This window comes from Morganella morganii, assembly GCF_041099235.1.
Taxonomy (GTDB): domain Bacteria; phylum Pseudomonadota; class Gammaproteobacteria; order Enterobacterales; family Enterobacteriaceae; genus Morganella; species Morganella morganii_E.
The window spans coordinates 80,125-105,607 of the sequence record NZ_JBFZSO010000002.1; the positions used below are offsets into that span (position 1 = coordinate 80,125).

Below are 25,483 nucleotides of genomic sequence, written 5' to 3' on the forward strand. Positions count from 1 at the left end.
AATAGGAATAAATGAAAATGATGATTAACAAAAAAGCACTTGTTGTAGCCGGGCTTTCTCTGGTTATTTCTGCCTGCTCAACATCACCGGCAAAGAAAAATACGGCAGCAGTTAAAAACCCGCCGGTAAAACAGCAAACCCGTTCTGCCACACCGAATGTAACCGGTAATAACGCGGCACAGGCGTATGTGGGAAGTAAACAGGTGGCATCGCAGGGTATTGTTATTGCATCCACCAATAATGCCTGCGTAGACGGATTTAATTTCCTTAAAGGCGTAAACCAGGCTGAGTTTAATGATTTTTCATCAAGCTACGGACGTATTAATCAGAACTATACCTTCTTAAACGTCAATAAAGAGATCATGGATAAAGACTCCCGTGAAGTGTTATCCATGACACTGAATAAAAAACTGGACACCTTATGTACCAAAGTTCAGTACGCAGGTTTCATCGGTGTGAAGGATAAAATAAAAGCACTTTCTGATATTTAATTTTTTTTGGATTTTTAATCTTATTTCGGGGATGTATTCATGCCTGTGACTTCGTATTACTCAAAAACAAAGAGGGTAACAGCCTATCTGTTGCTCTTTTTGCAGTTATTTTTTCCGGTGTCGACGGCAACATTATCTGTTGCCTACGCGGCAGAACATGACAATGAATTAATCATGTCAGAAACATTTGACGGACTTAATGCATTGATGGATACATCCCCGGCTCCGCCTCCGAAACCACAGGGCGGAAAAACCGCTTCCGGCAGCACTCTGAGCGGTGAGGGATTTACCGTTGAAATGCCGTCCGGCAGTGAATACGGCGTGATGCCGGCCGGTTCAGACAGTGGCTTTATCTCCGGACAGAACGGCATGCCGTTCCCGATGAGTGTCAGCACGCTGCCGGATCCGGCGAATCCTGCACCGCGTGATAACACCGTGCGATCCGATGATATCTTCAGTGCGTTGCCGACCCTCGGTCTGCCGGATATTTCTCCGGAAGATGAAGCGGCACAGAATGAAGCCCGCCTGGCGGGTAACGCCTCACAGGCCGGGCAGATCCTCTCCAGTGAGGATGCGGTGAATGCATCCCTCGGCTATGTGCGCGGTATCGGTGAAAACCTGCTTAACCAGCAGGTGAATGACTGGCTGAACCAGGTGGGCCATGCCCGCATTCAGTTTGGCAGCAATAAAACCGGCGATGCGGACGTACTGATACCGTTAATCGATAACCCGAACAGCCTCCTGTTTTCACAGGTCGGGCTTCGCGCTAATGAAGAACGTACCACCACCAACCTCGGTCTGGGTTATCGTCAGTATGAAGACGGCTGGATGTGGGGTGTGAACAGCTTTTATGACTACGATATCACCGGCAGTAACTCGCGGGTTGGTGTCGGCGGTGAGTTATGGGCCAATTACCTGAAACTTGCGGCCAACGGCTATTTCAGGGTAACAGACTGGCACCAGTCAAAACTGCATGAAATGCGCGATTACGACGAACGCCCGGCTAACGGGTTTGATATCCGTGCGGAGGGCTATCTGCCTGATTATCCGCAGTTAGGCGCATTTGCAAAATATGAACAGTACTTCGGCGATGGTGTCAGCCTGGCCAGTACCACCTCTTCCGGTGAACTGAAAAGTAACCCGTCGGTCTCCACCATCGGGCTCAGTTACACCCCGTTCCCGCTGATCACCTTCAAAGGTCAGACATCCCGCGGTGATTCCAACGACAGCCAGATTGGTATGGAGCTTTCCTACCGTTTCGGCGTGCCGCTGTCACAGCAGCTGGATACCGACAATGTTGATCTGATGCGTAACCTGGCGGGTAACCGTTACGACTTCGTCGACAGAAACTACAACATTGTAATGCAGTACCGTAAGCAGGAACTGCTGCGGATTGCTCTGCCGCCGGCACTCAACGGTGAAGCGGCACAGACACTGCCGGTGACGGTCAGTGTGCTGAAAGCCAAATACGGCCTGAAATCACTGCGCTGGTCAGCACCTGAACTGCTGGCAAACGGCGGTGAGATCAAACAGACCGGGCTGACCACGGCAGATATTACGCTGCCGGAATATATTTTTATGGATCGTAACGGCGGGCCGCAGGGCTACCGTGTGACAGCTGTTGGTGAAGATAACGAGGGTAACCCGTCCAACACCGCAGAAATGTGGGTGAATGTTATTCCGTCTGTGGAAACCATCACCAAACTGACCGTCACGCCGAACCAGTCTTTAATCGCCAACAACAGCGACCAGTTTACCGCTGTGGCGCTGTTACAGAATGACAAGGGCGAAGTGCTGCCGAATAAAGCAGTGACTTTCAGCGTTTCCGGCCTGAAAAATCCGGAAGGCGTGACCATTTATGATGCAGACGGTAACAGCGGCCAGACACTGACCGTGATCTCCGGGCCTGACGGCACGGCGACCGTGAAAATTATCAGTAAATCCGCCGGTAAAGGATTGCTGAAAGCCAAGATGCGTAACGGTAACAGCCGTACCGAAGCAATCACTTATATCGCTGATATCAATACAGCAAAAATCAAAACTCTCGAATTAACCAATAACAAAGCAGTGGCTGACGGCCAGGCGAAAAACATCGCTGTGGCAACGGTGACTGACCAGTTCGATAACCTGGTGGAAAACTTCCCGTTAACGTCCAGAGCAGATAACGGGGCAACCGTCGCTGATCCTAACCAGCAGACTGACAGCAATGGTCAGGTCACTATCCGGTTCAGCAGTGAGACGGCCGGGGATTCCAAACTGGTTGTAGAGGGAACGGGTACGTCGAAGAGTGTGACCGCACAGTTTATCGCGGATATCAGTACTGCGAAGATCCAGAGTGTTGTGGTAACTCAGAATAACTCGGTGGCAGACGGCAAAGCGAAAAACAGCGTGCTGGTAACCGTCACTGATAACCGCAACAACCCGATCGCCGGTGCACCGGTGACAATCAAAGTACCGGGAACTGCCGGTTATCTGACACAGCCTGCCGGTGGCCTGACTGACAGCAATGGTCAGTTGCGGGTGAATATCACGAATACCAAAGCGGGTCAGGATAACTATACCTTCAGTATCAATGACAGCCGTGAAACTGAGGCTCTGACCTTTGTTCCGGATCTGTCCACTGCAACCATCACGTCCCTTATCAGTGATAAGAAAGCCATTATTGCTGATGGCACTGAGCAGGCGATGCTGACTGTAACGGTGAAAGATGCCTTTAATAACGTGATCCCGGGTAATACCGTTAACCTGACAACCACACTCGGCCAGCTGAGTGATCAGAACGTCGTTACCGGCAGTAACGGTGAGGCAACCTTTACACTGACCGGTACCCGTGTGGGTGATGCGACTGTCCGTGCGATCAACGCCACAGACGCAGCCGGTAAAACCACCGTTGTCCGTATCACACCGGATAACAGCTCGATGGCTGTCCGCAGTGTGCTGTTAAACGGTGATCAGACAACCAAAGTTGCCAACGGTACAGATAACTTTACCTATACCGTCCTGGTTCAGGATAACAATGGTAACCCGATCCAGGGTGTTCCGGTTACTGCATCCGCAGATAATCCGGCAGCAGTTGTACTGGTAACAGGCACCACCAATGCGGAAGGTAAAATCACCATTACCTTAGCCGGTACCAATAAAGCGATGGACAACGTTCTTGTCAGCGCGGCGCTGGACGGCGGGGTAAGTGTGGATGCGGATAAGAGTGTTAACTTTATCTATAACATCGACACCGCGAAGGTCAGTAAAGTCACGCTGAACGGCGATGTCACTCAGAAAGTGGCTGATGGTCTCAGCAGCTTTACCTATACCGCGCAGCTGGTGGATGGTAACGGTAACCCGATCCGTCAGGCGGATCTGGATGTGAAGTGGACGCAGAACAAAGGCAGCGATGTGGTGCTGTCAGCGGAAACCAGTAAAACCAACGCAGACGGTGTGGCGACTATCACACTGATCTCCACCACCAAAGTGGCAGATAACATCCGCGTCAGTGCGCAGTATGCCGGTACGCCGGTTATTCAGGCGGATAAAGCCGTCAGCTTTATTTATAACGTTGCCTCAGCCAGAGTCAGCAAGGTGGAACTGAACGGCAGTGTGACTGAAAAAGTCGCCGATGGCCTCAGCAGCTTTACCTACACGGCACAACTGGTGGATGAGAACAACAACCCGATCCGTCAGGCGGATCTGGATGTGAAATGGACGCAGGACAAAGGCAGTGATGTGGTGCTGTCAGCCGCAACCAGTAAAACGGATGCGGACGGTAAAGCCGTTATTACTCTGACCTCGACCAAAAAAGCAGCGGAGAATATCCGTGTCAGTGCACAGTACGCAGAAACTGCTGTGGTACCGGCAAACAAAACTGTCAGCTTTATCTTCAACATTAATATGGCCAAAGTCGGCACAGTGGAGCTGAATGGCGCTGTCACGGAGAAAGTGGCAGACGGCACCAGCAGCTTTACCTATACCGCACAGCTGGTGGACAGCAATGGTAACCCTGTCCGCAAAGCAAACCTGGATGTGAAATGGACCCAGGATAAAGGTGCGGCGGTGAAACTGTCCTCCGTTGTCAGTAAAACCGATGCCGATGGTAAAGCGACTATCACGCTGATTTCGACCACCACAGCAGTGGATGATGTCCGTGTCAGTGCGCAGTACCAGGAAACCGCAGTCGTGCCGGCGGATAAAACCGTCAGCTTTATCTATAACATTGCGTCAGCCAAAGTCGGTACCGTGAAACTGGACGGCGATGTGGTACAGAAAGTGGCGGATGGTGTCAGCTTCTTTACCTATACCGCGCAACTGGTGGACGGCAACGGTAACCCGGTTCGTCAGGCCGATCTGGTGGTGAACTGGAGCCAGGATAAAGGGACGGATGTTGCTCTGTCAGCCACAACCAGTAAAACGGATGCCACCGGTAAAGCCACGATCACCCTGACCTCCACCAAAAAAGCGGTGGATGATGTCCGCGTCAGTGCGCAGTACGCAAGTACCGCTAAAGCAGATGCGAATAAACTGATCAGCTTTATCTTTGAACTGACCTCCGCCAAAGTCGGTACAGTTACCCTCAACGGTGATGTGACGGAAAAAGTTGCTGATGGCGTTAACGCCTTTACCTACACCGCACAACTGGTGGACGGCAACGGTAACCCGATCCGTCAGGCCGGTCTGGATATTAAGTGGACGCAGGATAAAGGCAATGATGTGACGTTGTCTGCTGTCAGCAGTAAAACCAACACGGACGGTCAGGCCACTATCACACTGACGTCGACCACAAAAGCGGTGGATGATGTCCGTGTCAGCGGGCAGTACGAAAGTACCGCCAAAGCGGCAGCGGATAAAACGGTCAGCTTTATCTATAACGTTAATCTGGCCAAAGTCAGTACTGTGACCCTTGACGACGCTGTTATTGAAAAAGTGGCGGATGGTGTGAATACCTTCACTTATACCGCGCAACTGGCGGACGGCAACGGTAACCCGGTCCGTCAGGCCGGTCTGGATGTGAAATGGACGCAGGACAAAGGTAATGATGTTGTGCTGTCTTCGGCAACCAGTCAGACCAATGCCGATGGTAAAGCGACTATCACCCTGAAATCCACCAAAAAAGCTGTCGATAACGTCACGGTGAAAGCTCAGTACAAAGAAACCGCTGAAGTTGCTGCAGATAAGACGGTCAGCTTCATCTATGAACTAAGCTCAGCCAAAGTCGGTACCGTGACCCTGGACGGCACTGTCACGCAGAAAATCGCGGATGGTACCAGCTTCTTTACCTATACCGCACAGGTTGTGGACGGTAATGGTAACCCGGTCCGTAAAGCGGATCTGGTGGTGAACTGGACGCAGAACAAAGGTAACGATGTTGTTCTGTCAGCCACAACCAGTAAAACCCGTGCCGATGGTACAGCCACTATCACGCTGAAATCGACAACCACTGCGGTGGATAATGTCACCGTCAGCGGGCAGTACGAAAGTACGGCCACTGTGGCGGCGGACAGAAATGTCAGCTTTACCTATGAACTGACCTCAGCCAAAGTCGGTACCGTGACCCTGGACGGCGATGTGGTGCAGAAAGTGGCAGACGGCGTCAATGCTTTCACCTACACCGCACAGTTGGTGGACGGTAACGGTAACCCGATCCGTCAGGCCGATCTGGTGGTGAACTGGACGCAGGACAAAGGCAATGCAGTCGTGCTGTCAGCGACAAGCAGTAAAACGGATGCCACCGGTAAAGCCACTGTTACACTGACATCCACCACAACTGCGGTTGATAACGTTACAGTGAGTGCACAGTATGAAGACACTGCCAAAGTGGCAGCGAATAAAGCGGTCAGCTTTATCTTTGAACTGACCTCAGCCAAAGTCGGTGCCGTGCAACTGACCGGTGATGTGGTACAGAAAGTGGCGGACGGTGTGAATAACTTCACCTATACCGCGCAACTGGTTGACGGCAACGGTAACCCGGTCCGTCAGGCTGATCTGGTGGTGAACTGGACGCAGGACAAAGGTAATGCAGTCGTGCTGTCAGCGACAAGCAGTAAAACGGATGCCACCGGTAAAGCAACTATCACCCTGACCTCCACCAAAAAAGCGGTGGATGATGTTCTCGTCAGTGCGCAGTATGCCGGTACGGCCAAAGTGGATGCCAATAAGCTGATCAGCTTTATCTATGAGATGAGTTCAGCCAAAGTCGGTACCGTGCAACTGACCGGTGATGTGGTACAGAAAGTGGCGGACGGTGTGAATAACTTCACCTATACCGCGCAACTGGTCGATACCAACGGTAACCCGATCCGTCAGGCGGATCTGGTGGTGAAATGGACGCAGGATAAGGGCAACGATGTTGTGTTGTCTGCTGAGACCAGTAAAACCAATGCGGACGGTAAAGCAACCATCATACTGACCTCCACCACAAAAGCGGTGGATACCATCACCGTGAGTGCGCAGTATGAAAGCACCGCCAAAGTGGCGGCGGATAAGATGGTCAGCTTTATCTATAACCTGGCATCCGCACACGTCAGTACTGTGACACTGAAAGATGATGTGACGGAGAAAATTGCCGATGGTGTGAATACCTTTACCTATACCGCACAACTGGTGGACGGCAACGGTAACCCTGTCCGTCAGGCAAATCTGGATGTGAAATGGACGCAGGACAAAGGCAGTGATGTCACGCTGTCAGCGGCAACCACGAAAACGGATGCCAACGGTCAGGCGACTGTCACCCTGAAATCAACCACCAAAGCGGTGGATACCATCACGGTGAAAGCGCAGTACAAGGAAACCACCGAAGTTGCGGCGGATAAAACTGTCAGCTTTATCTATAACATGGCGTCAGCCAAAGTCGGTACGGTGAAACTGACTGGTGATGTGGTGCAGAAAATTGCTGACGGGGCAAATAACTATACCTTCACGGCGCAGTTAGTTGATAACAACGGTAACCCGATCCGTCAGGCGGATCTGGTGGTGAAATGGACGCAGGATAAGGGCAATGATGTTGCACTGTCGGCTACAACCAGTAAAACGGATGCGGACGGTAAGGCTGTTATCACTCTGACCTCCACCAAAAAAGCTGTTGATACCATCACCGTGAGTGCGCAGTACGAAAGCACGCCGGTTGTGGCAGCTGATAAGACGGTCAGCTTTATCTATGACCTGGCGTCAGCGCATGTCAGTACGGTCACGCTGGGCGGTACAGTGACAGAAAAAATCGCGGATGGCGTGAGTTACTTTACTTACACCGCACAACTGGTGGACGTAAATAACAACCCGATCCGTAAAGCAGATCTGGATGTGAAATGGACGCAGGATAAAGGTACGGATGTTACGCTGTCCGATGTAACCAGCAAAACGGATGCAACCGGTAAAGCGACCATTACCCTGACCTCCACCACAAAAGCGGTGGATACCATTACGGTGAGTGCGCAGTATGAAAGCACCACGAAAGTGGCAGCGAATAAAGCCGTCAGCTTTATCTATAACCTGACATCCGCACACGTCAGCACCGTGACACTGAAAGATGATGTGATTGAGAAAATTGCCGATGGTGTGAATACCTTTACCTACACCGCACAACTGGTGGATGGCAACGGTAACCCTGTCCGTCAGGCAAATCTGGATGTGAAATGGACGCAGGACAAAGGCAGTGATGTCACGCTGTCAGCGGCAACCACGAAAACGGATGCTGACGGTCGGGCGATAGTCACCCTGAAATCGACCAAAAAAGCGGTGGATACCATCACCGTGAAGGCTCAGTATCTGGATACCACCGAAGTAGCGGCAGACAAAACGGTCAGCTTTATCTATGACCTGGCGTCAGCCAAAGTCGGTACCGTGATACTGACCGGTGACGTGGTACAGAAGGTGGCCGATGGCGCGAACAACTTCACCTACACCGCTCAGGTGGTGGATGATAACAACAACCCGGTACGCAAAGCGGATCTGGTGGTGAAATGGACGCAGGATAAAGGTAACGATGTCGCGTTGTCAGCAGCAACCAGTAAAACGGATGCTGATGGCCGGGCAACCATCACCCTGGTTTCCACCACAACAGCGGTCGATACCATTACGGTGAGTGCACAGTACGAAAGCACACCGGTTGTGGCAGCCGATAAGACAGTCAGCTTTATCCATGACCTGACGTCAGCGCATGTCAGCACAGTGACCCTGGATGGTGATCTGGTTGAGAAAGTGGCAAACGGCACCAACAACTTTACCTATACCGCGCAGTTAACGGACAGCCGCGGCAACCCGATCCGCCAGGCGAATCTGGATGTGAAATGGACGCAGGATAAAGGTACGGATGTTGTACTGTCAGCGACAACCAGTAAAACGGATGCAGAGGGCCGGGCCGTTATCACGCTGAAATCGACGACCAAAGCGGTTAAAGATATCACTGTGAAGGCTCAGTACGCTTCGACTGCTGAAGTGGCAGCCAATAAGACGGTCAGCTTTACTTATGACCTGGCATCGGCGCACATCGGTGAGGTAACGCTGGATGGTGATCTGATTGAGAAAGTGGCAAACGGCACCAACATCTTTACCTATACCGCACAGCTGGTGGATGCCAATAACAACCCGGTCACACAGGCGGATCTGGATGTGAAATGGACACAGGATAAAGGCAGTAATGTCATCCTGTCAGCGGCAACCAGTAAAACGGATGCGACCGGTAAAGCGGTTATCACGCTGAAGTCGACCACCAAAGCGGCTTATGATATCAGTGTCAGTGCTCAGTACCTTGAGACCGCACAGACTGCGGCTGATAAAACCGTCAGCTTCACAGCGGATCTCGCAACGGCGCACATTGCATCGGTCAATCTGAAAGGGGAAGTCACCCGTAAAGTGGCCAACGGGACAAATACCTTTATATTTGTTGCCACGGTACTTGACGGGAACGATAACCCGGTAAGGGATGTCGCGCTCACCTGGGAAGGCAGTGCACCAACAACCACAACACTGACAGCGGCTGCGCCGAAGACGGGTGTTGACGGAACGGTTGAAGCCACACTGACGAGTTCGGTGACACCAACGTATGACATTGTTGTTTCGGCCAAAATGGACGGACAGAACAAGGTTAATGCGAATCTGACGGTGTCTTTTGAAGAGTTGTTCAAGAGTACAATCACCGTTGTGGATGCCGGTAAAACAGGCACCGTTGTTATTCCGGGAGCGAGAATTGAAATCTATTCCGAGAATAAAGGTGAAAAACTGGTTGATAGGCTGACACCATCCGACGGCAGGATTGAGGTTGAACTGGTGGCAGGACGGTATGCGATTGTTATTACAAAAGATGGCTTCAGAACCTATGATGATTTCATTGATATTCGCACAGGTCTCAACCTTAATTATCAGTACGGTCTGATCCAGATAGGTAATAATGATGCCAAGATTATTGTCCAGTGGCTGGAAAATAATCCGAAGGATCCGGATGCCTATATTAAAGTGCCTGACGGAACGGTGGTTTACCGTGGTAAGAAAGATTATGACGGAGTACATCTCGACAGGGATAACACATCCGCTCCGGGTCTTGAAACGATTACCATCGAGAAGTTTAAGCCGGGCACCTATACCTATGCTCTGGAATGCTACAGTTGTACCTGGTCAAACTTTAATAATACCGATACAAAAGTATCAGTACATATTAATGACCGTGTAACGCTGGCATCGGGAACCGCGCCTGATACTTATGTTGAATCTCCGCGGAATGCTTCGGGTACCAGCACTAAATTCTGGCGTGTACTTGAAGTTAATGTGGATAGCAATAATGTGGTCAGTGTGAGACTGTTGCAGACATACTCCTCTGCCATGTAATGCAGAAGATTGGTAATGATAAAATAAGCCGTTCAGACCACAGGATAATACGTGATCTGTATCTCATAATCTGATATGACGGTAATATAACGAAAAGCTCCGGTATGACAGCCGGAGCTTTTTATTTCGTGTGAAAAGAGGAATAACATTGGTAATACCGGCGCGGGGGTGATAAATCCCGGTGAACATATTGTATTTCAGATGTTCAGATGGTTTTTTTCGGCAAATATACATTTATTCAGATCTGCAGATTTATATCAGATGATCATACTAATTGACGGGATTTTATAAGTATAATACGCGTTTTTATACTATTAATCCGGAATGGAATACCACGAGTAATTATAGTTACCAATGCAATTATTTGTTAATAATTAGTGCGTTACAATGGTGTTTTTGTGAAAAAATATGATTAATGTGTAACAGAGTGCTTCAAACGTAATCGCGAGAGGAGTGGGGGGGATATTTAGGATAAATCGTATTTATTGTGTAAAAACAGTCACTTCAATTTAACTTACTGATGTAGTTAGTAAATTTGACTTATTATGCTATTTTTCGGGTATGAATAAATTTTTATTGATAGGTTTAATCTATTGTTCGATTTGAATGGAGAGGTGAATAAAAATTTGCACACACCGCCATAAGTCATTTACTCTTTACATGAAAATAAAATAACTTATATAAAGAAGGTTATTAACGATAACAGGTAAATGGCGACAAAATGATCTTCGTGATTGTCTTGTAATACCAATTTCCCCGGCGATAAGAAAAAGAAATACGGCTGACATATCAGTGACGATAATGTTTGTCCGTACACGGGATAGCAGAGATCATTAATCTCTGCCACTGTGACATTGTTATCAATAAAATAGTTAACTACTTAACAAAATGAATGCTGAAAATAGCATTTTTACTCTCACGTGGAGTGAAAATGTATTATCATGCTTATCTTTTTTAACTGAAGAAGGAGTTGTCTTAAACAGGCATGCAGTATATTAGTTTATCTTTTCAGTGATTATCATTATTTCACATGGCATATAAAACAGAGTACATATTGTTTTATTTATAATAAATAGTAGTCAGAGTGTAATGTAGTCGTCAGGAGGATTTGTGATTAAAAATATTCATCCTATTTCCAGCGTAATAGGCCAGGCTCTTAAAAATAAACGCCGGCAGCTCGGGTTATCCGGTATTGAACTTTCAAAAATTTTAAGTATCAGTCAGCAACAGATCTCCCGCTATGAAAGAGGCGTGAATTGTTTTAACCTGGACATGCTTATGCGCTATTTTGCTGCTCTTCAAATGACACCAAACGATGTTAATAATTTATTCTCGGTATTAGGGAGTTATTACCACCACAAGGTCGGTGAGCACGAAGGAAGAATAGAACAATCGTACTATAATGATTACGGAAAATGATTTAAACAATAATAAAGTATATTTATACAGAAATAATGCATAAAACCATTATGATGGGGATATCGTCGGTACTTATTGATAAATTATTTTATCATCATTAACTCTGAAAATCCGGGACCGGGACATATTTATGTTTATGTCATATAAAAAATTTAATATGAAAAAAATAAGATTATATCTGCTGTTTTCCTTGCCGTTTATTTTTCCGGTTTCAGTCGCAGTATCCTCTGCATCAAAGCCGGAGATCAGACAATCTGAGCCGGTAATATCGGAAACAATAGAGGGTATCGGGGCAGTTGTCGCCGTGTCTCCGGATGATCTCAGAAACCGCTTTTTATCCGGCAGACGGGGCATGCCGTTTCCGATGGATCTGACCACACTGCCGGAGCCTGCCGGAAAACTGCCGCCCGGCAGCCGGATCCCGCACAGTGATGTGTTCAGTACATTACCGGCGGTTCCGGTGCAGCGCGATGAATCCGGTGATCAGTTTTACTCGGATGAGATCGCCGGTGCCTGGCAGGCATTCTTTGATAATAACGGATACGATGTGCAAACCGGATTCGGCGGTGATCTGGAAAAAGATCTGAAAAATAATCAAAAAAATAACTTATTAAATACCAGCAGTTATATGGTTATCTATGATGAAAAACCATAGCTTTACCTTATGCAGTTCTGTTCAGATGTATTTGTTGTCACTTTAAACCTGAGCATCAGGAGGAACTATGATTTTTGATGATATGAAAACTGATTTGGCAAATATAATGAAAAAATTTGTTAAACAGGATTGTGATATTAAATATCACTATGACGGTGATAACGTCGTGTTTTATATCGATGAAGAGAATGGTGTGCATATCCAGATCAATATAAATTGTATCAGTGATGTGCCGGTATACCAGTAAACGTAAAGATACTGAACGAATGAAAATACATTTGTATTTATACAGTCTCTGGTTTCTCTGGGGAGGGATACTGATAGCTATTATCTCTTCCGGGAGAGAATTGTATTTTCATGTGAGCATCTATTCTTTACTTCTTTTTGTATTATTTTTCATCACAACAGGAAGGCGTTTTTTTATGGCATTATTCAGACAAGACGATAAAAAAGATAAAGCAGAACCCATGAAAGCGGAACCGGTAAAAGCAGAGCCGGTAAAAAATGAACCAGCCGGTAAAAGTATTACTATTGTGGGAACCGGCTGTGAAATAACCGGTGATATTATTCCTGGCGGTAATATTGAAATATTCGGGAAAGTGAAAGGGAATATCAATGCCGGTGCTTTTAAAGTTTCCGTTATGGAAAAAGGGGTTATTGAAGGTGATGTGACGGCGGAGTATGTTTCAATTAATGGTCTTATGAAAGGCACCTGCTGTGCTAAAAATACGGAAATTTTACAAAAGGGCGAACTTAATGGTGTATGCCGTGCAGAAGCATTTTCCATTATTACCGGCGGGCGTTTTACCGGCCAGTCCGAACCTTATAAGAGTAATAAAGTAAACCCTGATATCGTTGTTGCCGGTAAAGAAAAGATAATAAATCAAAAATGATATTTGTCCCGGCACACTGTTAACGGATAAAGGAAAAATGAAAATATATTCCCGGATTTTGATAGCGCTGCTTTTTATCCCGTTACTTTGTTCTGCGGGAACGCCGCCGCAAAATGTTGAGCTGCTGAGTATAAAAGCAGGGCAGGGAGAGACAAATGCTCAGTTTTTACTGGGAACACTGTATCTCACCGGACGTTACGGTGTAAAAAAAGATATTGAAAAGGGAAAGTATTATTTGCTTATTGCGGCCGGAAAAGGTGATTCAGATGCAAAACGTTTTTTGGCGCTTCAGTATTATAATGAAAAAAACTATTTTGCATTCCTTAATCTGCTTTCTGAGTACTGCCTGGATATTATTGAACAGAATCCTGACTGATAATAAACAGAGACTAAAAAGGCTTGTATTAACTGCAAGCCTTTTTTATTTATAAACCGGCCTTCAGACTGGATTTTTTCTTGATTGAGCGGAACGCGCTTAGTTTGATATCACTGCATACCTTACCGAGTTTTATCGTCAGGCTGTTTCTCATATAAATTTTAATATCATTGTCCATGATACTTTCATTTTCCCGCAGGAAATTAAACTCATTCATCACTTCACTGTATTTCCCGGATAACACACGGTAATCATTGGCATTCGTTTTGCGCAGCAGATACATATCATCAATACAGCTGTCACTGGTGGAATTCTGTGCCGGAGCAGGGAGCAGTTTTACCGGCTCTGCCGCAGGTTGCGGGGGCTGAGAGGCCATTTGCCGTGACGGGGTGGTACAGCCGGACAATGTGGTCAGTAATCCCGAAATCAGAATTAATGTTTTAAAACGCATGATAACTCCTCTGGCGGGTATATATTGTATCTGATTTTAAAAACAGAGAGGGTTATACATTAAAGTATGTCTGTAGTGTTTGTATATGAATAGAGTGTGACGAAATAAGCATAATATTATCATGTTTTTATTTGGTTTTTTGGTGATAAATATACTGATGATTATATTTTTTATTATTAAATTTGTCGTGACGCAATATAAGTAATGCAAGGTACAGAGGATATGATTATATACACGTTATAAGAGTGGTAATAAGCATCATAGTATATATATAACCGGTATTTTGCCGCGGAGTAAATAAAAAATATTTTTCCGCCCTGCATTGTTATGTCGTGGCAGGAAATCATCTTTTCCGCAACGGAAAACGCCTTTTTACTATTCATCAGTAGGGTAAGGAAAAACAGATAGTTACAATCTCACAGATGACTTTTTGATTGGGATAGAGTGATGCTTAAATATGTGATTTTCAGCTTCTGGATTGTACTGATGTACCCGCTCGGGGTTGATTTGCATCTGACCGGTATTCCGCAGATTGCTGCGGATCTGAATGCCCCGGAAAGCGCACTGTATACTGCTTTCTCCGTATATCTTGCCGGAATGGCGGCCATGATGCTGATTGCCGGATGGTGTGCTGATCATATCGGGCGCCGACCAGTGGCACTGGCCGGCGCGGTTATTTTTTGTCTGGCGTCGGTGGCTGCCGGGTCCGCTGTCACTACCGGGTTTTTCCTCGCTGCCCGCTTTGCCCAGGGCGCAGGTGCCGGGTTCTGCTATGTGGTGACGTTTGCCCTGCTGCGCGATGTGCTCCCCGGTCCGGCACGGACAAAAGTCCTCTCTATGATGAACGGTATTACCTGCATTGCGCCGGTACTGGCGCCGGTGATTGGTTTTCTTATCCTGTTGTATTTTCACTGGTCCGTGATGTTTTACTTTTCTGCGGGCTATGCGCTGGTGAGCATTATTTTCTGTCTGTTCTTTATTAAAGAGACCCGGCCGGATAAACACACGGCGGAAACAGCAGCAGTTGCCGGAAATGAACAGCCGGAAGGTTTTCTGAATGCCTTTTTCCTGACACGGCTGGTGATTTCCTGCCTGGGAATGGGCGTGATCCTGACTTATGTGAATGTGTCGCCGATTATTCTGATGGGACAGATGCAATTCACCTCCGGTCAGTTTTCAGCGGCGATGGCGTTGCTTGCTATGGTCAGCATGAGTGTCTCTTTTTCCATGCCGAAAATTATCGCCGCTTTCAGCAGTAATGCCATTTTATATGCCGCGCTTGGATTGTTCCTGCTCAATGCCGCGTTGCTGGGAATATTTTTGTCCGGGGCGGAATACACGCTGATACTGATTATTGTGTTTGGTTTGTGCGGTGCCGGGTTTTCACTGATGTTCGGGATTATCATGAGTCAGGCGCTGTCGCCGTTTGCAAAGCGCGCCGGTGTGGCCAGTTCGGTGCTGGCGATTGCCCAGCTCAGTTTTGCCTCGCTTTATATCCGGCTGATGGCTGCCGCAGAAACCGGCGCGGTGGCAATGCTGCTGATTATTCTGCTGACAACCGCCACGGCGGGTGCGATATTACTGAAACGATATCCTGTCAGCAGCGGAAACCGCCGGGCGCTTTATGAATAAATCACTGCACCGCCTCGATTTAAATCTGCTTATCATCCTCCAGTATCTGCTGGAAGAGCGGAGCGTGAGCCTGGTTGCGGCCCGGCTGGCAGTGACCCCTTCGGCGGTCAGTAAAGCGCTGACCAAACTGCGAACCTGGTTTGATGATCCGCTGTTTATCCGCAGTCCGCAGGGATTAATACCGACACCGCTGATGCTGCGTCTGGAAGGGGTGCTGCCGGAATTTCTCCATACCGCCAAATCGGTGGCGGAGATCCGCGACAGCGATAACCCGAAAGGGGTGCAGTTCCGTCTGCTGATGGAAGAGCCGCTGAACCTGATCATGCTGCATGACCTGGCGGTCACGATCCTGAATCACTATCCGGAGTCGGCGGTCAGTATCCGTGACTGGGATTATAACTCACTCAGTGAAGTGATTGCGGGAGAGGCGGATATCGGTCTGCTCGGACGCGAAAGTTACCCGAAGTCGCGGGAGAGCATCAGCGCGATCCCGGATATTGTCAATTTTGATCTGCTGTTCACAGACAGACCGCTGGCGTTTATCCGGCGCGGACATCCGCTGCTCAGTGAAGCGTGGACTATCAGTAATCTGATCAAATACCCGCATATCAGTACGGAATATGCGAACCGGATCCCGTGGGCACTGGATGATTTACTGCATGATCTCGGCTATTCGCGTCAGATCCGGCTCTCTTATTCCTCTTTTGAGCAATCACTGCAGATGGCCGCGCATCCGGGACACGAACTGATCACCTGTGCGCCGGGTTACTGCAGCCACTATGTGACGAAATTTCAGCTGGATCTGGAGTGCCGCCCGCTGCCGTTTGAGGAGTCGTTTTACCGCCAGCTGGATATTCCGTTTCTGATGCTCTGGCATAAACGCAACGCGCATAATCAGAAAACCCGCTGGCTGCGGGAACAGATCCGGCAGAGTGTGAGGGCGTTTACCGGAGAATAAAAAAAGGCATCCGCCCCCGGATGCCTTTGGGTACAACAACTGAACAGCGGACTATTCAGCGGTTCTGGTACTGGTGCGGATCAGGTAATCAAAGGCGCTGAGTGACGCTTTGGCCCCTTCGCCTGCCGCGATAATAATTTGTTTGTACGGCACGGTGGTACAGTCACCGGCACCGAACACCCCTTTAATGCTGGTTTCGTTACGGGCATCGACCACAATCTCACCCATCGGGTTCAGATCCAGTGTTCCTTTCAGCCACTGCGTATTCGGCAGCAGGCCAATCTGAACGAAAATCCCCGCCAGTGTCAGTGTGTGAAGCTCACCGGACACACGATCTTTGTACTGTAAGCCGGTCACTTTGCTGCCGTCGCCGAGCACTTCGGTGGTTTGTGCATTCACAATGATATCCACGTTTGCCAGGCTGCGTAATTTCTGCTGTAACACCGCATCGGCTTTCAGTTCCGGGGCAAATTCCAGCAGGGTGACGTGTTCCACCACACCGGCCAGGTCGATAGCTGCTTCCGCGCCGGAGTTACCGCCGCCGATCACCGCCACGGATTTGCCTTTGAACAGCGGGCCGTCACAGTGCGGGCAGTAAGTCACCCCTTTGGTACGGTATTCCTGCTCGCCCGGAACACCCATGTTACGCCAGCGGGCTCCGGTACTGATAATGACGCTGCGCGCTTTCAGGGTGGCACCGGACGCGGTCTGTAACTGATGCAGGCCGCCTTGTTCTGTGGCCGGGATCAGCGCCGTGATGCTCTGGTTATCAATCACATCTGCGGTGTAATCTTCCACATGCACTTTCAGTGCTGCAGCCAGTTTTGCGCCTTCGGTTTTCGGCACGGAGATATAGTTTTCAATATCCACGGTATCCAGCACCTGGCCGCCGAAACGCTCACCGATAAGTCCGGTACGGATCCCTTTACGGGCGGCATACACAGCAGCGGATGCCCCGGCAGGGCCGCTGCCGACAATCAGCACTTCATACGGCGCCTGCTGATTCAGAGCGTCAGCTGCACGTTTACCGGCGTTGCTATCCACTTTATTGACGATTTCCGCCAGTGTCATACGACCCTGACCGAACTCGTTACCATTCAGGAAAACCGCCGGCACGCCCATGATGTTGCGTTCGGTGATCTCATTCTGAAACAGACCGCCGTCAATGGCCGTGTGTGTGATGTCCGGATTAAGTACCGCCATCAGGTTCAGTGCCTGCACCACATCCGGGCAGTTATGGCATGAAAGTGAATAATAGGTCTCAAAATGGAATTCACCTTCCAGATTACGCACCTGATCCAGTAATTCCTGTGCTTCTTTCGACGGGTGACCGCCGACTTGTAACAGTGCTAACACCAGTGAGGTGAATTCATGACCCAGCGGGGAACCGGCAAAGCGGATACCCTGAGTCTGTCCCGGATTTACAATCAGGAATGACGGCTTGCGTGCAGAAGCACTGTTATCTTCGCGAACGATAATCTTCGGCGATAACTCAGCGATTTCCTGTAATAATGTCCTGATTTCACCGGATTTAGCACTGTCGTCAAGGGTTGATACCAGCTCAACCGGACGGGTTAATTTTTCGAGATACGCTTTAAGCTGCGCTTTCATTGTGTTATCGAGCATGATTATTCCCTTAAAAAATCGGGTGCAATGCACCCGATAACAGTAAATAAGAAAGAAGACGGAGAGGGGGTCTTAGATTTTACCGACCAGGTCCAGTGACGGAGACAGAGTCGCTTCACCTTCTTTCCATTTGGCAGGGCAGACTTCACCCGGATGGCTGGCAACATACTGAGCCGCTTTTACTTTACGCAGCAGGTCAGATGCGTCACGGCCGATGCCTTCAGCGGTGATTTCAATCGCCTGGATGATACCCTGCGGGTCAACAACGAACGTACCGCGGTCAGCCAGACCTTCCAGTTCACGCATGTTTTCGAAGTTACGGGTCAGTGCGCCGGTCGGGTCACCGATCATGGCATATTTGATTTTGCCGATGGTTTCTGAGCTGCTGTGCCATGCTTTGTGGGTGAAATGGGTGTCAGTGGAGACAGAGTAGATGTCCACGCCCATTTTCTGGAATTCGTCGTAATGGTCAGCCAGGTCGCCTAACTCAGTCGGGCAGACAAACGTGAAGTCAGCCGGATAAAAGAAGAAAATGCTCCATTTGCCTTCGGTGTCTTTTTCGGTGACTTCGATGAATTCACCGTTTTTGAATGCCATGTTTGTGAAAGGTTTGATTGGGGTATTAATTAAAGACATAGATGATTCCTCCTGTTTCGTTGAAAATAACAATACGGGAAGCTGCGCAGGGAAGCCAATGGCTTGCTGCTATCGATGTGATAGGTTTTACCTGAGAATGGATTTATTTTAATAGTTTACAGCGCCAAAACGGCAGATATTGCGCACGGACAATAAGATCGCATTCCTGTTTGAAAATGCATTCAATCAGGGGGATGATTGTTAAGATATGTATGAATAAAGATGAACAAAAAATTAGTGGCGTGATGACGTTTCAGCTTTCATTTTAAGGTCGCTGTGTTTATTATGCCCTCTTCTTTTTTTGACGGCGTAACTGGTTTTGGGCATTGGCCATAAGTAGACCAATCTGCTTTAACAGTCTTTTTTCAGTTACGGTTCTATCTGCATGACCTCCGGGATAGAGTGAATAGCATAAATGACTGAGACAACCTCTCTGACACCACTTGTCACCCTGAAAGGGCTGAGCAAAAGCTTTGACGACAAGAACATAATTAAGCATTTCGACCTCACAATTAATCATGGTGAGTTCGTCACCATTCTGGGCCCGTCCGGGTGCGGTAAAACCACGGTTTTACGGTTAATCGCCGGGCTTGAGGATGCGGATGAAGGCACTATTATGCTCGGCGACCAGGATATCACCCATATCCCTGCTGAACAGCGCCATATCAACACTGTTTTCCAGAGCTACGCCCTGTTTCCGCACATGACGGTTTTTGAAAACGTCGCATTCGGGCTGCGCATGCAGAAAACCCCGGAAAATGAAATCACACAGCGTGTTGAAGAAGCCCTGAAAATGGTGCAGCTGGAAGATTTCGCCGGACGAAAACCGGGCCATCTTTCCGGCGGACAACAGCAGCGTGTTGCCATTGCCCGTGCGGTGGTAAATAAACCGGAAGTGCTGCTGCTGGATGAATCCCTCTCCGCGCTCGATTACAAACTGCGCAAACAGATGCAGAGTGAACTGAAAGCTCTTCAGCGTCAGCTGGGGATCACTTTTGTGTTTGTCACCCACGACCAGGAAGAGGCGCTGACCATGTCTGACCGTATCATTGTGATGCGCGACGGCAGGATTGAGCAGGACGGCACACCGCGTGAAATCTACGAAGAGCCGAAAAACCTGTTTGTGGCGCAGTTTATCGGTGAGATTAATATCTTTGATGCAGATGTTCTGCACCGAATCGATGAACAGCGGATCCGCGCAAATGTCGAAGGGCACGAGTGTGATATTTACACCACGCTGGATGTCACGCCGGGGCAGAGAGTTCATGTGCTGCTGCGTCCGGAGGATCTGCGCGTTGAAGAGATCCATGATAATGAGCCGATTGCCGGGCTTATCGGTTATGTCCGTGAGCGTAACTATAAAGGAATGACGCTGGACTCCGAAGTGGAGATGGAAAACGGCAAACGGGTGATGGTCAGTGAGTTCTTTAATGAGGATGATCCGGATGTGGATCACTCGCTGAATCAGAAAATCGCCGTGACATGGGTTGAAAGCTGGGAAGTGGTGCTGGGCGATGAAAATGACGCGTAAACCATTCCAGACTATCGTGATCACGGGGATTGTCGCCTGGTTACTGCTGTTTGTTTTCCTGCCCAATCTGATGATCATCGGCACCAGTTTCCTGACACGCAATGATGCGAATCTGGTCGATATGGTCTTTACCCTCGACAATTACCGTCGCTTATTTGACCCGATGTATGCACAGGTGATGCTGCACTCGTTCAATATGGCGGTGATTGCCACGGTCTGCTGCCTGCTGATCGGCTATCCGTTTGCGGCTTTTATTGCCGGGATGCCGCAGAAGTATCGTCCGCTGATGTTATTCCTGCTGATAGTCCCGTTCTGGACCAACTCTCTTATCCGCATTTACGGGCTGAAAATTTTCCTCAGCACACGCGGCTATATGAATGAGTTTTTATTATGGACAGGGCTTATCGATAAACCCTTTAAGCTGATGTATACCTCTGAAGCGGTGGTGCTCGGGCTTATCTATATTCTGCTGCCGTTTATGGTGATGCCGCTTTACTCCAGTATTGAAAAGCTCGACAAATCTTATCTGGAAGCGGCGCGGGATCTGGGGGCAAATAAATGTCAGACCTTCTTCCGCATTATTCTGCCGCTGACCATGCCGGGCATTATCGCCGGTTGTCTGCTGGTACTGTTACCGGCGATGGGGCTGTTCTATGTGGCGGATCTGATGGGCGGGGCGAAAAATCTGCTGATTGGTAACGTGATAAAAAGTCAGTTCCTGAACATCCGTGACTGGCCGTTTGGCGCGGCAACCAGTATTTTCCTGACCGCAGCAATGGGGCTGCTGCTGTATGTCTATTACCGTGCGGCGAAAATGTTAAATAAGAAGGGTGAACTGGAATGATAGGACGCCTGTTACGCGGTGGTTTTATGACCATCATCTATGCTTATTTATACATCCCGATTGTCATCCTGATTGTGAACTCCTTTAACTCATCCCGTTTCGGGATCAACTGGCAGGGGTTCACTACTGACTGGTACAGCACGCTGGTCAATAATGACAGCCTGCTACAGGCGGCGGGTCATTCACTGACAATGGCGATTCTGTCCGCCACATTCGCCACGGTTATCGGTTCACTGACGGCGGTGGCACTGTACCGCTACCGGTTCAAAGGAAAACCGTTTGTCGGCGGTATGCTGTTTGTGGTGATGATGTCACCGGATATCGTGATGGCAATTTCCCTGCTGGTGCTGTTTATGATCCTCGGGGTGTCGCTCGGTTTCTGGTCATTACTGTTCTCGCACATTACCTTCTGCCTGCCGTTTGTGGTGGTCACAGTCTATTCGCGGCTGAAAGATTTTGATGTGAAAATGCTGGAAGCGGCACGTGATCTGGGTGCCGGGGAATTCACCATTCTGCGCAAAATTATTCTGCCGCTGGCGTTACCGGCAGTGATCGCGGGCTGGCTGCTGAGCTTTACCCTGTCAATGGATGACGTGGTGGTGTCCTCATTTGTTACCGGACCAAGCTATGAAATTCTGCCGCTGAAAATCTACTCGATGGTAAAAGTCGGGGTTTCACCGGAAGTGAACGCGCTGGCCACGATTTTAATGGCACTTTCGCTGTTTATGGTCATCATCAGTCAGCTTGTGCTGCGTGACCGCTCACACAAACAGCAGTAACCTTTCTGTTACCGGCGCGGTCTTCAGCGGATCCGCCGGTTTATTTTGTGAATAATCCCGCATTGCCGCAGAATTTTCAATTCTGTTACCGTTTTATGACGTAATCGTTGCTTTACCCCCCGCTTTTCCGCTTTTATAATTGCTCTGCTTAATTAACAAAGGGGGCGTTACCGCCTGTGATATTCACTGATTAACCCGGGTTGAGGGAAACACTGAAATGAAAAAGTGGTCCTTACTGCTTGGTGCCGGCATTCTGGCAGCGGGCTTGAGTTCAGCATCAGCAGATGACAGTAAAACACTCTATTTCTATAACTGGACGGAATATGTTCCGCCGGGATTATTAGAGCAGTTTACCAAAGAGACCGGAATCAAGGTGATTTACTCCACCTATGAATCCAACGAAAGCATGTACACCAAACTGAAGACCTACAAAGACGGGGCTTATGACCTGGTGGTACCTTCAACCTATTTCGTCGCCAAAATGCGCCACGAGGGGATGCTGCAGAAGATCGATAAATCAAAGCTGAGTCACTTTGATAATCTGGATCCGAACCTGCTGCACAAACCGTTCGATCCGGAAAATGATTACTCGATCCCTTATATCTGGGGTGCGACTGCTATCGGGATTAACGGTGATGAGATAGATCCGGTCTCTGTGACCTCCTGGGCCGACCTGTGGAAACCGGAGTATAAAAACAGCCTGCTGATGACTGATGATGCCCGCGAAGTGTTCCAGATTGCTTTAAGCAAACTGGGTTATTCAGCAAATACCACCAACCCGGCTGAAATTGAGCAGGCATATAAAGAACTGCAAAAACTACGCCCGAATATTTTAGCGTTCAACTCCGATAATCCTGCCAACCCGTTTATGGAAGGGGAGGTGAATGTCGGGATGATCTGGAACGGCTCCGCTTATGTGGCGCGTCAGTCCGGCCTGAATATTGATGTTGTCTGGCCTGAGGAGGGCGGTATCTTCTGGATGGACAGTCTGGCTATCCCTGCCAATGCCAAAAACCCGGAAGGTGCACATAAGCTGATTGATTTCCTGTTGCGTCCGGAAATTGCAGCACAGGTCGCACAGACTATCGGGTATCCGACCCCGAACCTGGCAGCGAAAAAACTGCTCCCGGCTGAGATTGTGAATGACAAATCACTTTATCCGGATGAGGAAACTATCCGCAAAGGACAGTGGCAGGATGATGTGGGTGACGCCAGCGTACTTTATGAAAGCTATTATCAGAAGCTGAAAGCCGGTCGTTAATTTTACTGGCGCTAAAAAAAGCACCTTCGGGTGCTTTTTTTATGCCCGCAATAAAGTGACATAACCTAAATAGTTTCATTGCAATGATATATAAGGAGCTAAACAAAAATGTTTTTAATTATTAAACAGTGATTGAATCAATAAAGCGGTTTATAGAAAAAACATAAATGACACCTGTCACAATGTGGATTTGTAATCATTTCAACTAATTGTTTTAAGTCAATTATTATCTAATGCATTGATGTATAAGGGGCTGATTTAAGTTATCCCGGTTTAAGCGAAAAGTGATGTGAAAATTAACAAATAAAAAATTACAAATACAACAAGTAAGTTACAAATTGCAACGACGAGACTGCAATATCATGCTGGATATCTTTTTTTGTTGAGAATAAAAACTTGAAATTAAAATAAAATATTCACGGTGCAGCATGAAACACTTATTCACTGTGAATGTCAGATTTTAATGGTTTTTTATCCGGGCAGCATAACTGATGCCTATCTAAAAATAATTAGATGATTATAATTACGAAAGTGACTAAGTAATGTGTAAATGGGTAATTATAAATACCATTATTTGTTACTGGTTTTTCAATCAATTCACCCTTTGGATGGCGGATTGGTCAGTCGCTGAGTCTTTTTTCATCATATAGCTGGTGTTTTAGGCATAATGGCGATTAAAGTGTGATGGGTATCACTGAATTGATGTAAAACAATGAAAAATATTTTGTTGCATGTGATCTGTTTCACTTTTTCTGTGGTTAGATCAAAGAATCATAGTTAGCGGATGGATTAGTATATAATCAGACATCCTGATTTACATTCTCTCATTATTTCGGCTGATGCTACGGATAGCATAAAAAAAGACAGGGCGACGAATTAATCACAAAATGGCTAAGTAATTATACTAAAACATTACTTATCTTTATGTGACTAGTTAGTAATCCCGGTCTTATTTTGTTTAGGGAATAGTCTTAAATATGCAGAGTGATTTTAAATTTTGATATCGTAATAAAGATTCTCACGTTTTTCTGTGGCGCTGAATTTTTTAATTGGTTAAATAGATAAACCTGGTTAAGCATTTTCACTGAAGTTCAGATAAATCTGTTTATTTCTTAAAGATATAATGAAATTTCTGTGAAGTGTGACATCGATATTAAACTAAATTTAAATATTACGTCATAATTAAAACGCAATTATTCATAACTTTTAGTATTTCTAGAGAAATACTTTGTTTTTATTTGAAATTTTAATACATAAAAAAATATAGCTTTTAAGTAATTTTACTTAATCGAATTCACGACTTATAGAGAAATAGGTAGACATTATGGAAACTTCCGACTTTTATGCAGTCTTAGGCCACAGAATCCAATCAAGACGTAAAGAACTCGGGATTGTTACGGTTAAATTAGCACAAAAACTGAATATCAGTCAGCAGCAATTTAACCGTTATGAACGCGGTGTCAGTAAAATCAGTCTGCATCATCTTATTGAATTATCTGAATTATTAGATGCGCCGATCGAATGGTTCCTCAGCGGTAAAGCTGAAGCATCAGAACATCCGCATGAACCGCATATTCAGATGCGTTCAAATCAGTTCAGAGCAGAAACAGTATTACTGAACGGCAAGCAATTTATTTAAATCAAGATATTGTTTCTGCTGTTATCAATTCTGATGCGACAGACATTATCAGCTAAACGCAGTAAGCCAGTCATCTTTGTTATTATTTTGGTTAAAATCAGCGGAAAGTACATCCGGTGCAAATCCCAGCTGCTTTTGATTAACCATCTTAAGAAGATATTGTTGGTAAAAGGCATAATAGTTCACAGCTTCGCCGCCAGCCTGGCTTACTGATTTGCACATTTCCGTATCAGAATATTCCGGATTTTTGATTAATTTATTTTCAACAGCAATTAATAACTTTATTTTTTCTTGTATATTATTGCCGGTATTATAACCATCAATATCCACTAACCTCATTCCAAGATAAATATCCTCTCTTTTATTATAATTATTCATAAGCCAGTCATGCAATCGTTTGGCTTTTTCATTGTCTTCGTTATGATTAATATCCGGCTTCCCGGTTTCCATTTCTGCTCTCATATTTATTGTCCTTTTTTGTATAA

18 protein-coding genes are annotated in these 25,483 nt (G+C 47.3%); 14 read left to right on the plus strand and 4 right to left on the minus strand.

Translation table 11 applies throughout. The features are described 5' to 3' along the window. The first annotated feature begins 17 nt into the window (after positions 1-17). The 7 genes from AB7038_RS03780 (at position 18) to AB7038_RS03810 (ending at position 13,641) form a co-directional block, all read left to right on the plus strand. Positions 18-491: a hypothetical protein gene (locus AB7038_RS03780; RefSeq protein ID WP_225914259.1), complete on the plus strand. Its 474-nt coding sequence runs from the start codon at positions 18-20 to the stop codon at positions 489-491. A gap of 174 nt (positions 492-665) precedes the next feature. Beyond that, a complete protein-coding gene (locus AB7038_RS03785; RefSeq protein ID WP_369452784.1) occupies positions 666-10,298 on the plus strand; it encodes an Ig-like domain-containing protein in 9,633 nt (3,210 codons plus the stop codon). A 1,110-nt stretch (positions 10,299-11,408) separates the two neighbouring features. Next, positions 11,409-11,717, plus strand: a complete 309-nt coding sequence (locus AB7038_RS03790; protein ID WP_004241177.1) for a helix-turn-helix domain-containing protein — start codon at positions 11,409-11,411, stop codon at positions 11,715-11,717. 352 nt (positions 11,718-12,069) lie between these two features. Then, positions 12,070-12,372, plus strand: coding sequence for a hypothetical protein (locus tag AB7038_RS03795; protein WP_225904157.1), 303 nt, complete (start codon positions 12,070-12,072; stop codon positions 12,370-12,372). A 106-nt stretch (positions 12,373-12,478) separates the two neighbouring features. After that, on the plus strand, positions 12,479-12,619 hold the full coding sequence (locus AB7038_RS03800; protein WP_223302422.1) for a hypothetical protein: 141 nt from the start codon (positions 12,479-12,481) through the stop codon (positions 12,617-12,619). Between the two features lie 175 nt (positions 12,620-12,794). Next, complete coding sequence (locus tag AB7038_RS03805) at positions 12,795-13,265, plus strand: bactofilin family protein (protein WP_369452785.1); 471 nt, start codon at positions 12,795-12,797, stop codon at positions 13,263-13,265. 37 nt (positions 13,266-13,302) lie between these two features. Further along, the gene (locus tag AB7038_RS03810) at positions 13,303-13,641 is read left to right on the plus strand and encodes a tetratricopeptide repeat protein (protein ID WP_072868899.1); all 339 of its coding nucleotides are present in this window, start codon (positions 13,303-13,305) and stop codon (positions 13,639-13,641) included. Between the two features lie 49 nt (positions 13,642-13,690). Here the strand turns inward: AB7038_RS03810 and AB7038_RS03815 are convergent, their stop codons facing one another. Beyond that, entirely contained in the window at positions 13,691-14,092 is a 402-nt protein-coding gene (locus AB7038_RS03815; RefSeq protein ID WP_072868900.1) for a hypothetical protein, read from the minus strand. Positions 14,093-14,539: 447 nt separating this feature from the next. Here AB7038_RS03815 and AB7038_RS03820 point away from each other — a divergent pair, with 447 nt between their 5' ends. Both AB7038_RS03820 and yidZ read left to right on the plus strand, forming a co-directional pair. Next, on the plus strand, positions 14,540-15,724 hold the full coding sequence (locus AB7038_RS03820; protein WP_369452786.1) for an MdtL family multidrug efflux MFS transporter: 1,185 nt from the start codon (positions 14,540-14,542) through the stop codon (positions 15,722-15,724). Next, entirely contained in the window at positions 15,717-16,682 is a 966-nt protein-coding gene (gene yidZ / locus AB7038_RS03825) for an HTH-type transcriptional regulator YidZ (protein WP_369452787.1), read from the plus strand. Before AB7038_RS03820 ends, yidZ begins: the two co-directional genes overlap by 8 nt. Before the next feature lie 51 nt (positions 16,683-16,733). Here the strand turns inward: yidZ and ahpF are convergent, their stop codons facing one another. Both ahpF and ahpC read right to left on the minus strand, forming a co-directional pair. Beyond that, positions 16,734-18,308, minus strand: a complete 1,575-nt coding sequence (gene ahpF / locus AB7038_RS03830; RefSeq protein ID WP_368889834.1) for an alkyl hydroperoxide reductase subunit F — start codon at positions 18,306-18,308, stop codon at positions 16,734-16,736. A 72-nt stretch (positions 18,309-18,380) separates the two neighbouring features. Next, on the minus strand, positions 18,381-18,944 hold the full coding sequence (gene ahpC, locus AB7038_RS03835; RefSeq protein WP_127377912.1) for an alkyl hydroperoxide reductase subunit C: 564 nt from the start codon (positions 18,942-18,944) through the stop codon (positions 18,381-18,383). Positions 18,945-19,359: 415 nt separating this feature from the next. On the opposite strand from ahpC, the gene potA reads away from it, so the two are divergent. The 5 genes from potA to AB7038_RS03860 all read left to right on the plus strand — a co-directional run bounded on the left by potA (position 19,360) and on the right by AB7038_RS03860 (position 24,998). After that, complete coding sequence (gene potA, locus AB7038_RS03840) at positions 19,360-20,475, plus strand: spermidine/putrescine ABC transporter ATP-binding protein PotA (protein WP_004234784.1); 1,116 nt, start codon at positions 19,360-19,362, stop codon at positions 20,473-20,475. Then, complete coding sequence (gene potB, locus AB7038_RS03845) at positions 20,459-21,319, plus strand: spermidine/putrescine ABC transporter permease PotB (protein ID WP_368889835.1); 861 nt, start codon at positions 20,459-20,461, stop codon at positions 21,317-21,319. The genes potA and potB overlap by 17 nt, the downstream gene beginning before the upstream one ends. Continuing rightward, a complete protein-coding gene (gene potC, locus AB7038_RS03850; protein ID WP_004234794.1) occupies positions 21,316-22,098 on the plus strand; it encodes a spermidine/putrescine ABC transporter permease PotC in 783 nt (260 codons plus the stop codon). The genes potB and potC overlap by 4 nt, the downstream gene beginning before the upstream one ends. Before the next feature lie 217 nt (positions 22,099-22,315). Then, a complete protein-coding gene (gene potD, locus AB7038_RS03855) occupies positions 22,316-23,359 on the plus strand; it encodes a spermidine/putrescine ABC transporter substrate-binding protein PotD (RefSeq protein WP_369452788.1) in 1,044 nt (347 codons plus the stop codon). 1,324 nt (positions 23,360-24,683) lie between these two features. Further along, the gene (locus tag AB7038_RS03860) at positions 24,684-24,998 is read left to right on the plus strand and encodes a helix-turn-helix domain-containing protein (RefSeq protein ID WP_046895268.1); all 315 of its coding nucleotides are present in this window, start codon (positions 24,684-24,686) and stop codon (positions 24,996-24,998) included. 48 nt (positions 24,999-25,046) lie between these two features. Here the strand turns inward: AB7038_RS03860 and AB7038_RS03865 are convergent, their stop codons facing one another. Continuing rightward, a complete protein-coding gene (locus AB7038_RS03865) occupies positions 25,047-25,460 on the minus strand; it encodes a hypothetical protein (protein ID WP_369452789.1) in 414 nt (137 codons plus the stop codon). Between the last annotated feature and the right edge of the window lie 23 nt (positions 25,461-25,483).

What these genes read in the sequence shown, in the direction of transcription:
- AB7038_RS03780 (WP_225914259.1), top strand. Translation starts at nt 18, where the DNA reads ATGATGATTAACAAAAAAGCACTTGTTGTAGCCGGGCTTTCTCTGGTT.
- AB7038_RS03785 (WP_369452784.1), top strand. Translation starts at nt 666, where the DNA reads ATGTCAGAAACATTTGACGGACTTAATGCATTGATGGATACATCCCCG.
- AB7038_RS03795 (WP_225904157.1), top strand. Translation starts at nt 12,070, where the DNA reads ATGCCGTTTCCGATGGATCTGACCACACTGCCGGAGCCTGCCGGAAAA.
- AB7038_RS03800 (WP_223302422.1), top strand. Translation starts at nt 12,479, where the DNA reads ATGAAAAAATTTGTTAAACAGGATTGTGATATTAAATATCACTATGAC.
- AB7038_RS03805 (WP_369452785.1), top strand. Translation starts at nt 12,795, where the DNA reads ATGGCATTATTCAGACAAGACGATAAAAAAGATAAAGCAGAACCCATG.
- AB7038_RS03810 (WP_072868899.1), top strand. Translation starts at nt 13,303, where the DNA reads ATGAAAATATATTCCCGGATTTTGATAGCGCTGCTTTTTATCCCGTTA.
- AB7038_RS03815 (WP_072868900.1), bottom strand. Translation starts at nt 14,092, where the DNA reads ATGCGTTTTAAAACATTAATTCTGATTTCGGGATTACTGACCACATTG.
- AB7038_RS03820 (WP_369452786.1), top strand. Translation starts at nt 14,540, where the DNA reads ATGCTTAAATATGTGATTTTCAGCTTCTGGATTGTACTGATGTACCCG.
- yidZ (WP_369452787.1), top strand. Translation starts at nt 15,717, where the DNA reads ATGAATAAATCACTGCACCGCCTCGATTTAAATCTGCTTATCATCCTC.
- ahpF (WP_368889834.1), bottom strand. Translation starts at nt 18,308, where the DNA reads ATGCTCGATAACACAATGAAAGCGCAGCTTAAAGCGTATCTCGAAAAA.
- ahpC (WP_127377912.1), bottom strand. Translation starts at nt 18,944, where the DNA reads ATGTCTTTAATTAATACCCCAATCAAACCTTTCACAAACATGGCATTC.
- potA (WP_004234784.1), top strand. Translation starts at nt 19,360, where the DNA reads ATGACTGAGACAACCTCTCTGACACCACTTGTCACCCTGAAAGGGCTG.
- potB (WP_368889835.1), top strand. Translation starts at nt 20,459, where the DNA reads ATGAAAATGACGCGTAAACCATTCCAGACTATCGTGATCACGGGGATT.
- potC (WP_004234794.1), top strand. Translation starts at nt 21,316, where the DNA reads ATGATAGGACGCCTGTTACGCGGTGGTTTTATGACCATCATCTATGCT.
- potD (WP_369452788.1), top strand. Translation starts at nt 22,316, where the DNA reads ATGAAAAAGTGGTCCTTACTGCTTGGTGCCGGCATTCTGGCAGCGGGC.
- AB7038_RS03860 (WP_046895268.1), top strand. Translation starts at nt 24,684, where the DNA reads ATGGAAACTTCCGACTTTTATGCAGTCTTAGGCCACAGAATCCAATCA.
- AB7038_RS03865 (WP_369452789.1), bottom strand. Translation starts at nt 25,460, where the DNA reads ATGAGAGCAGAAATGGAAACCGGGAAGCCGGATATTAATCATAACGAA.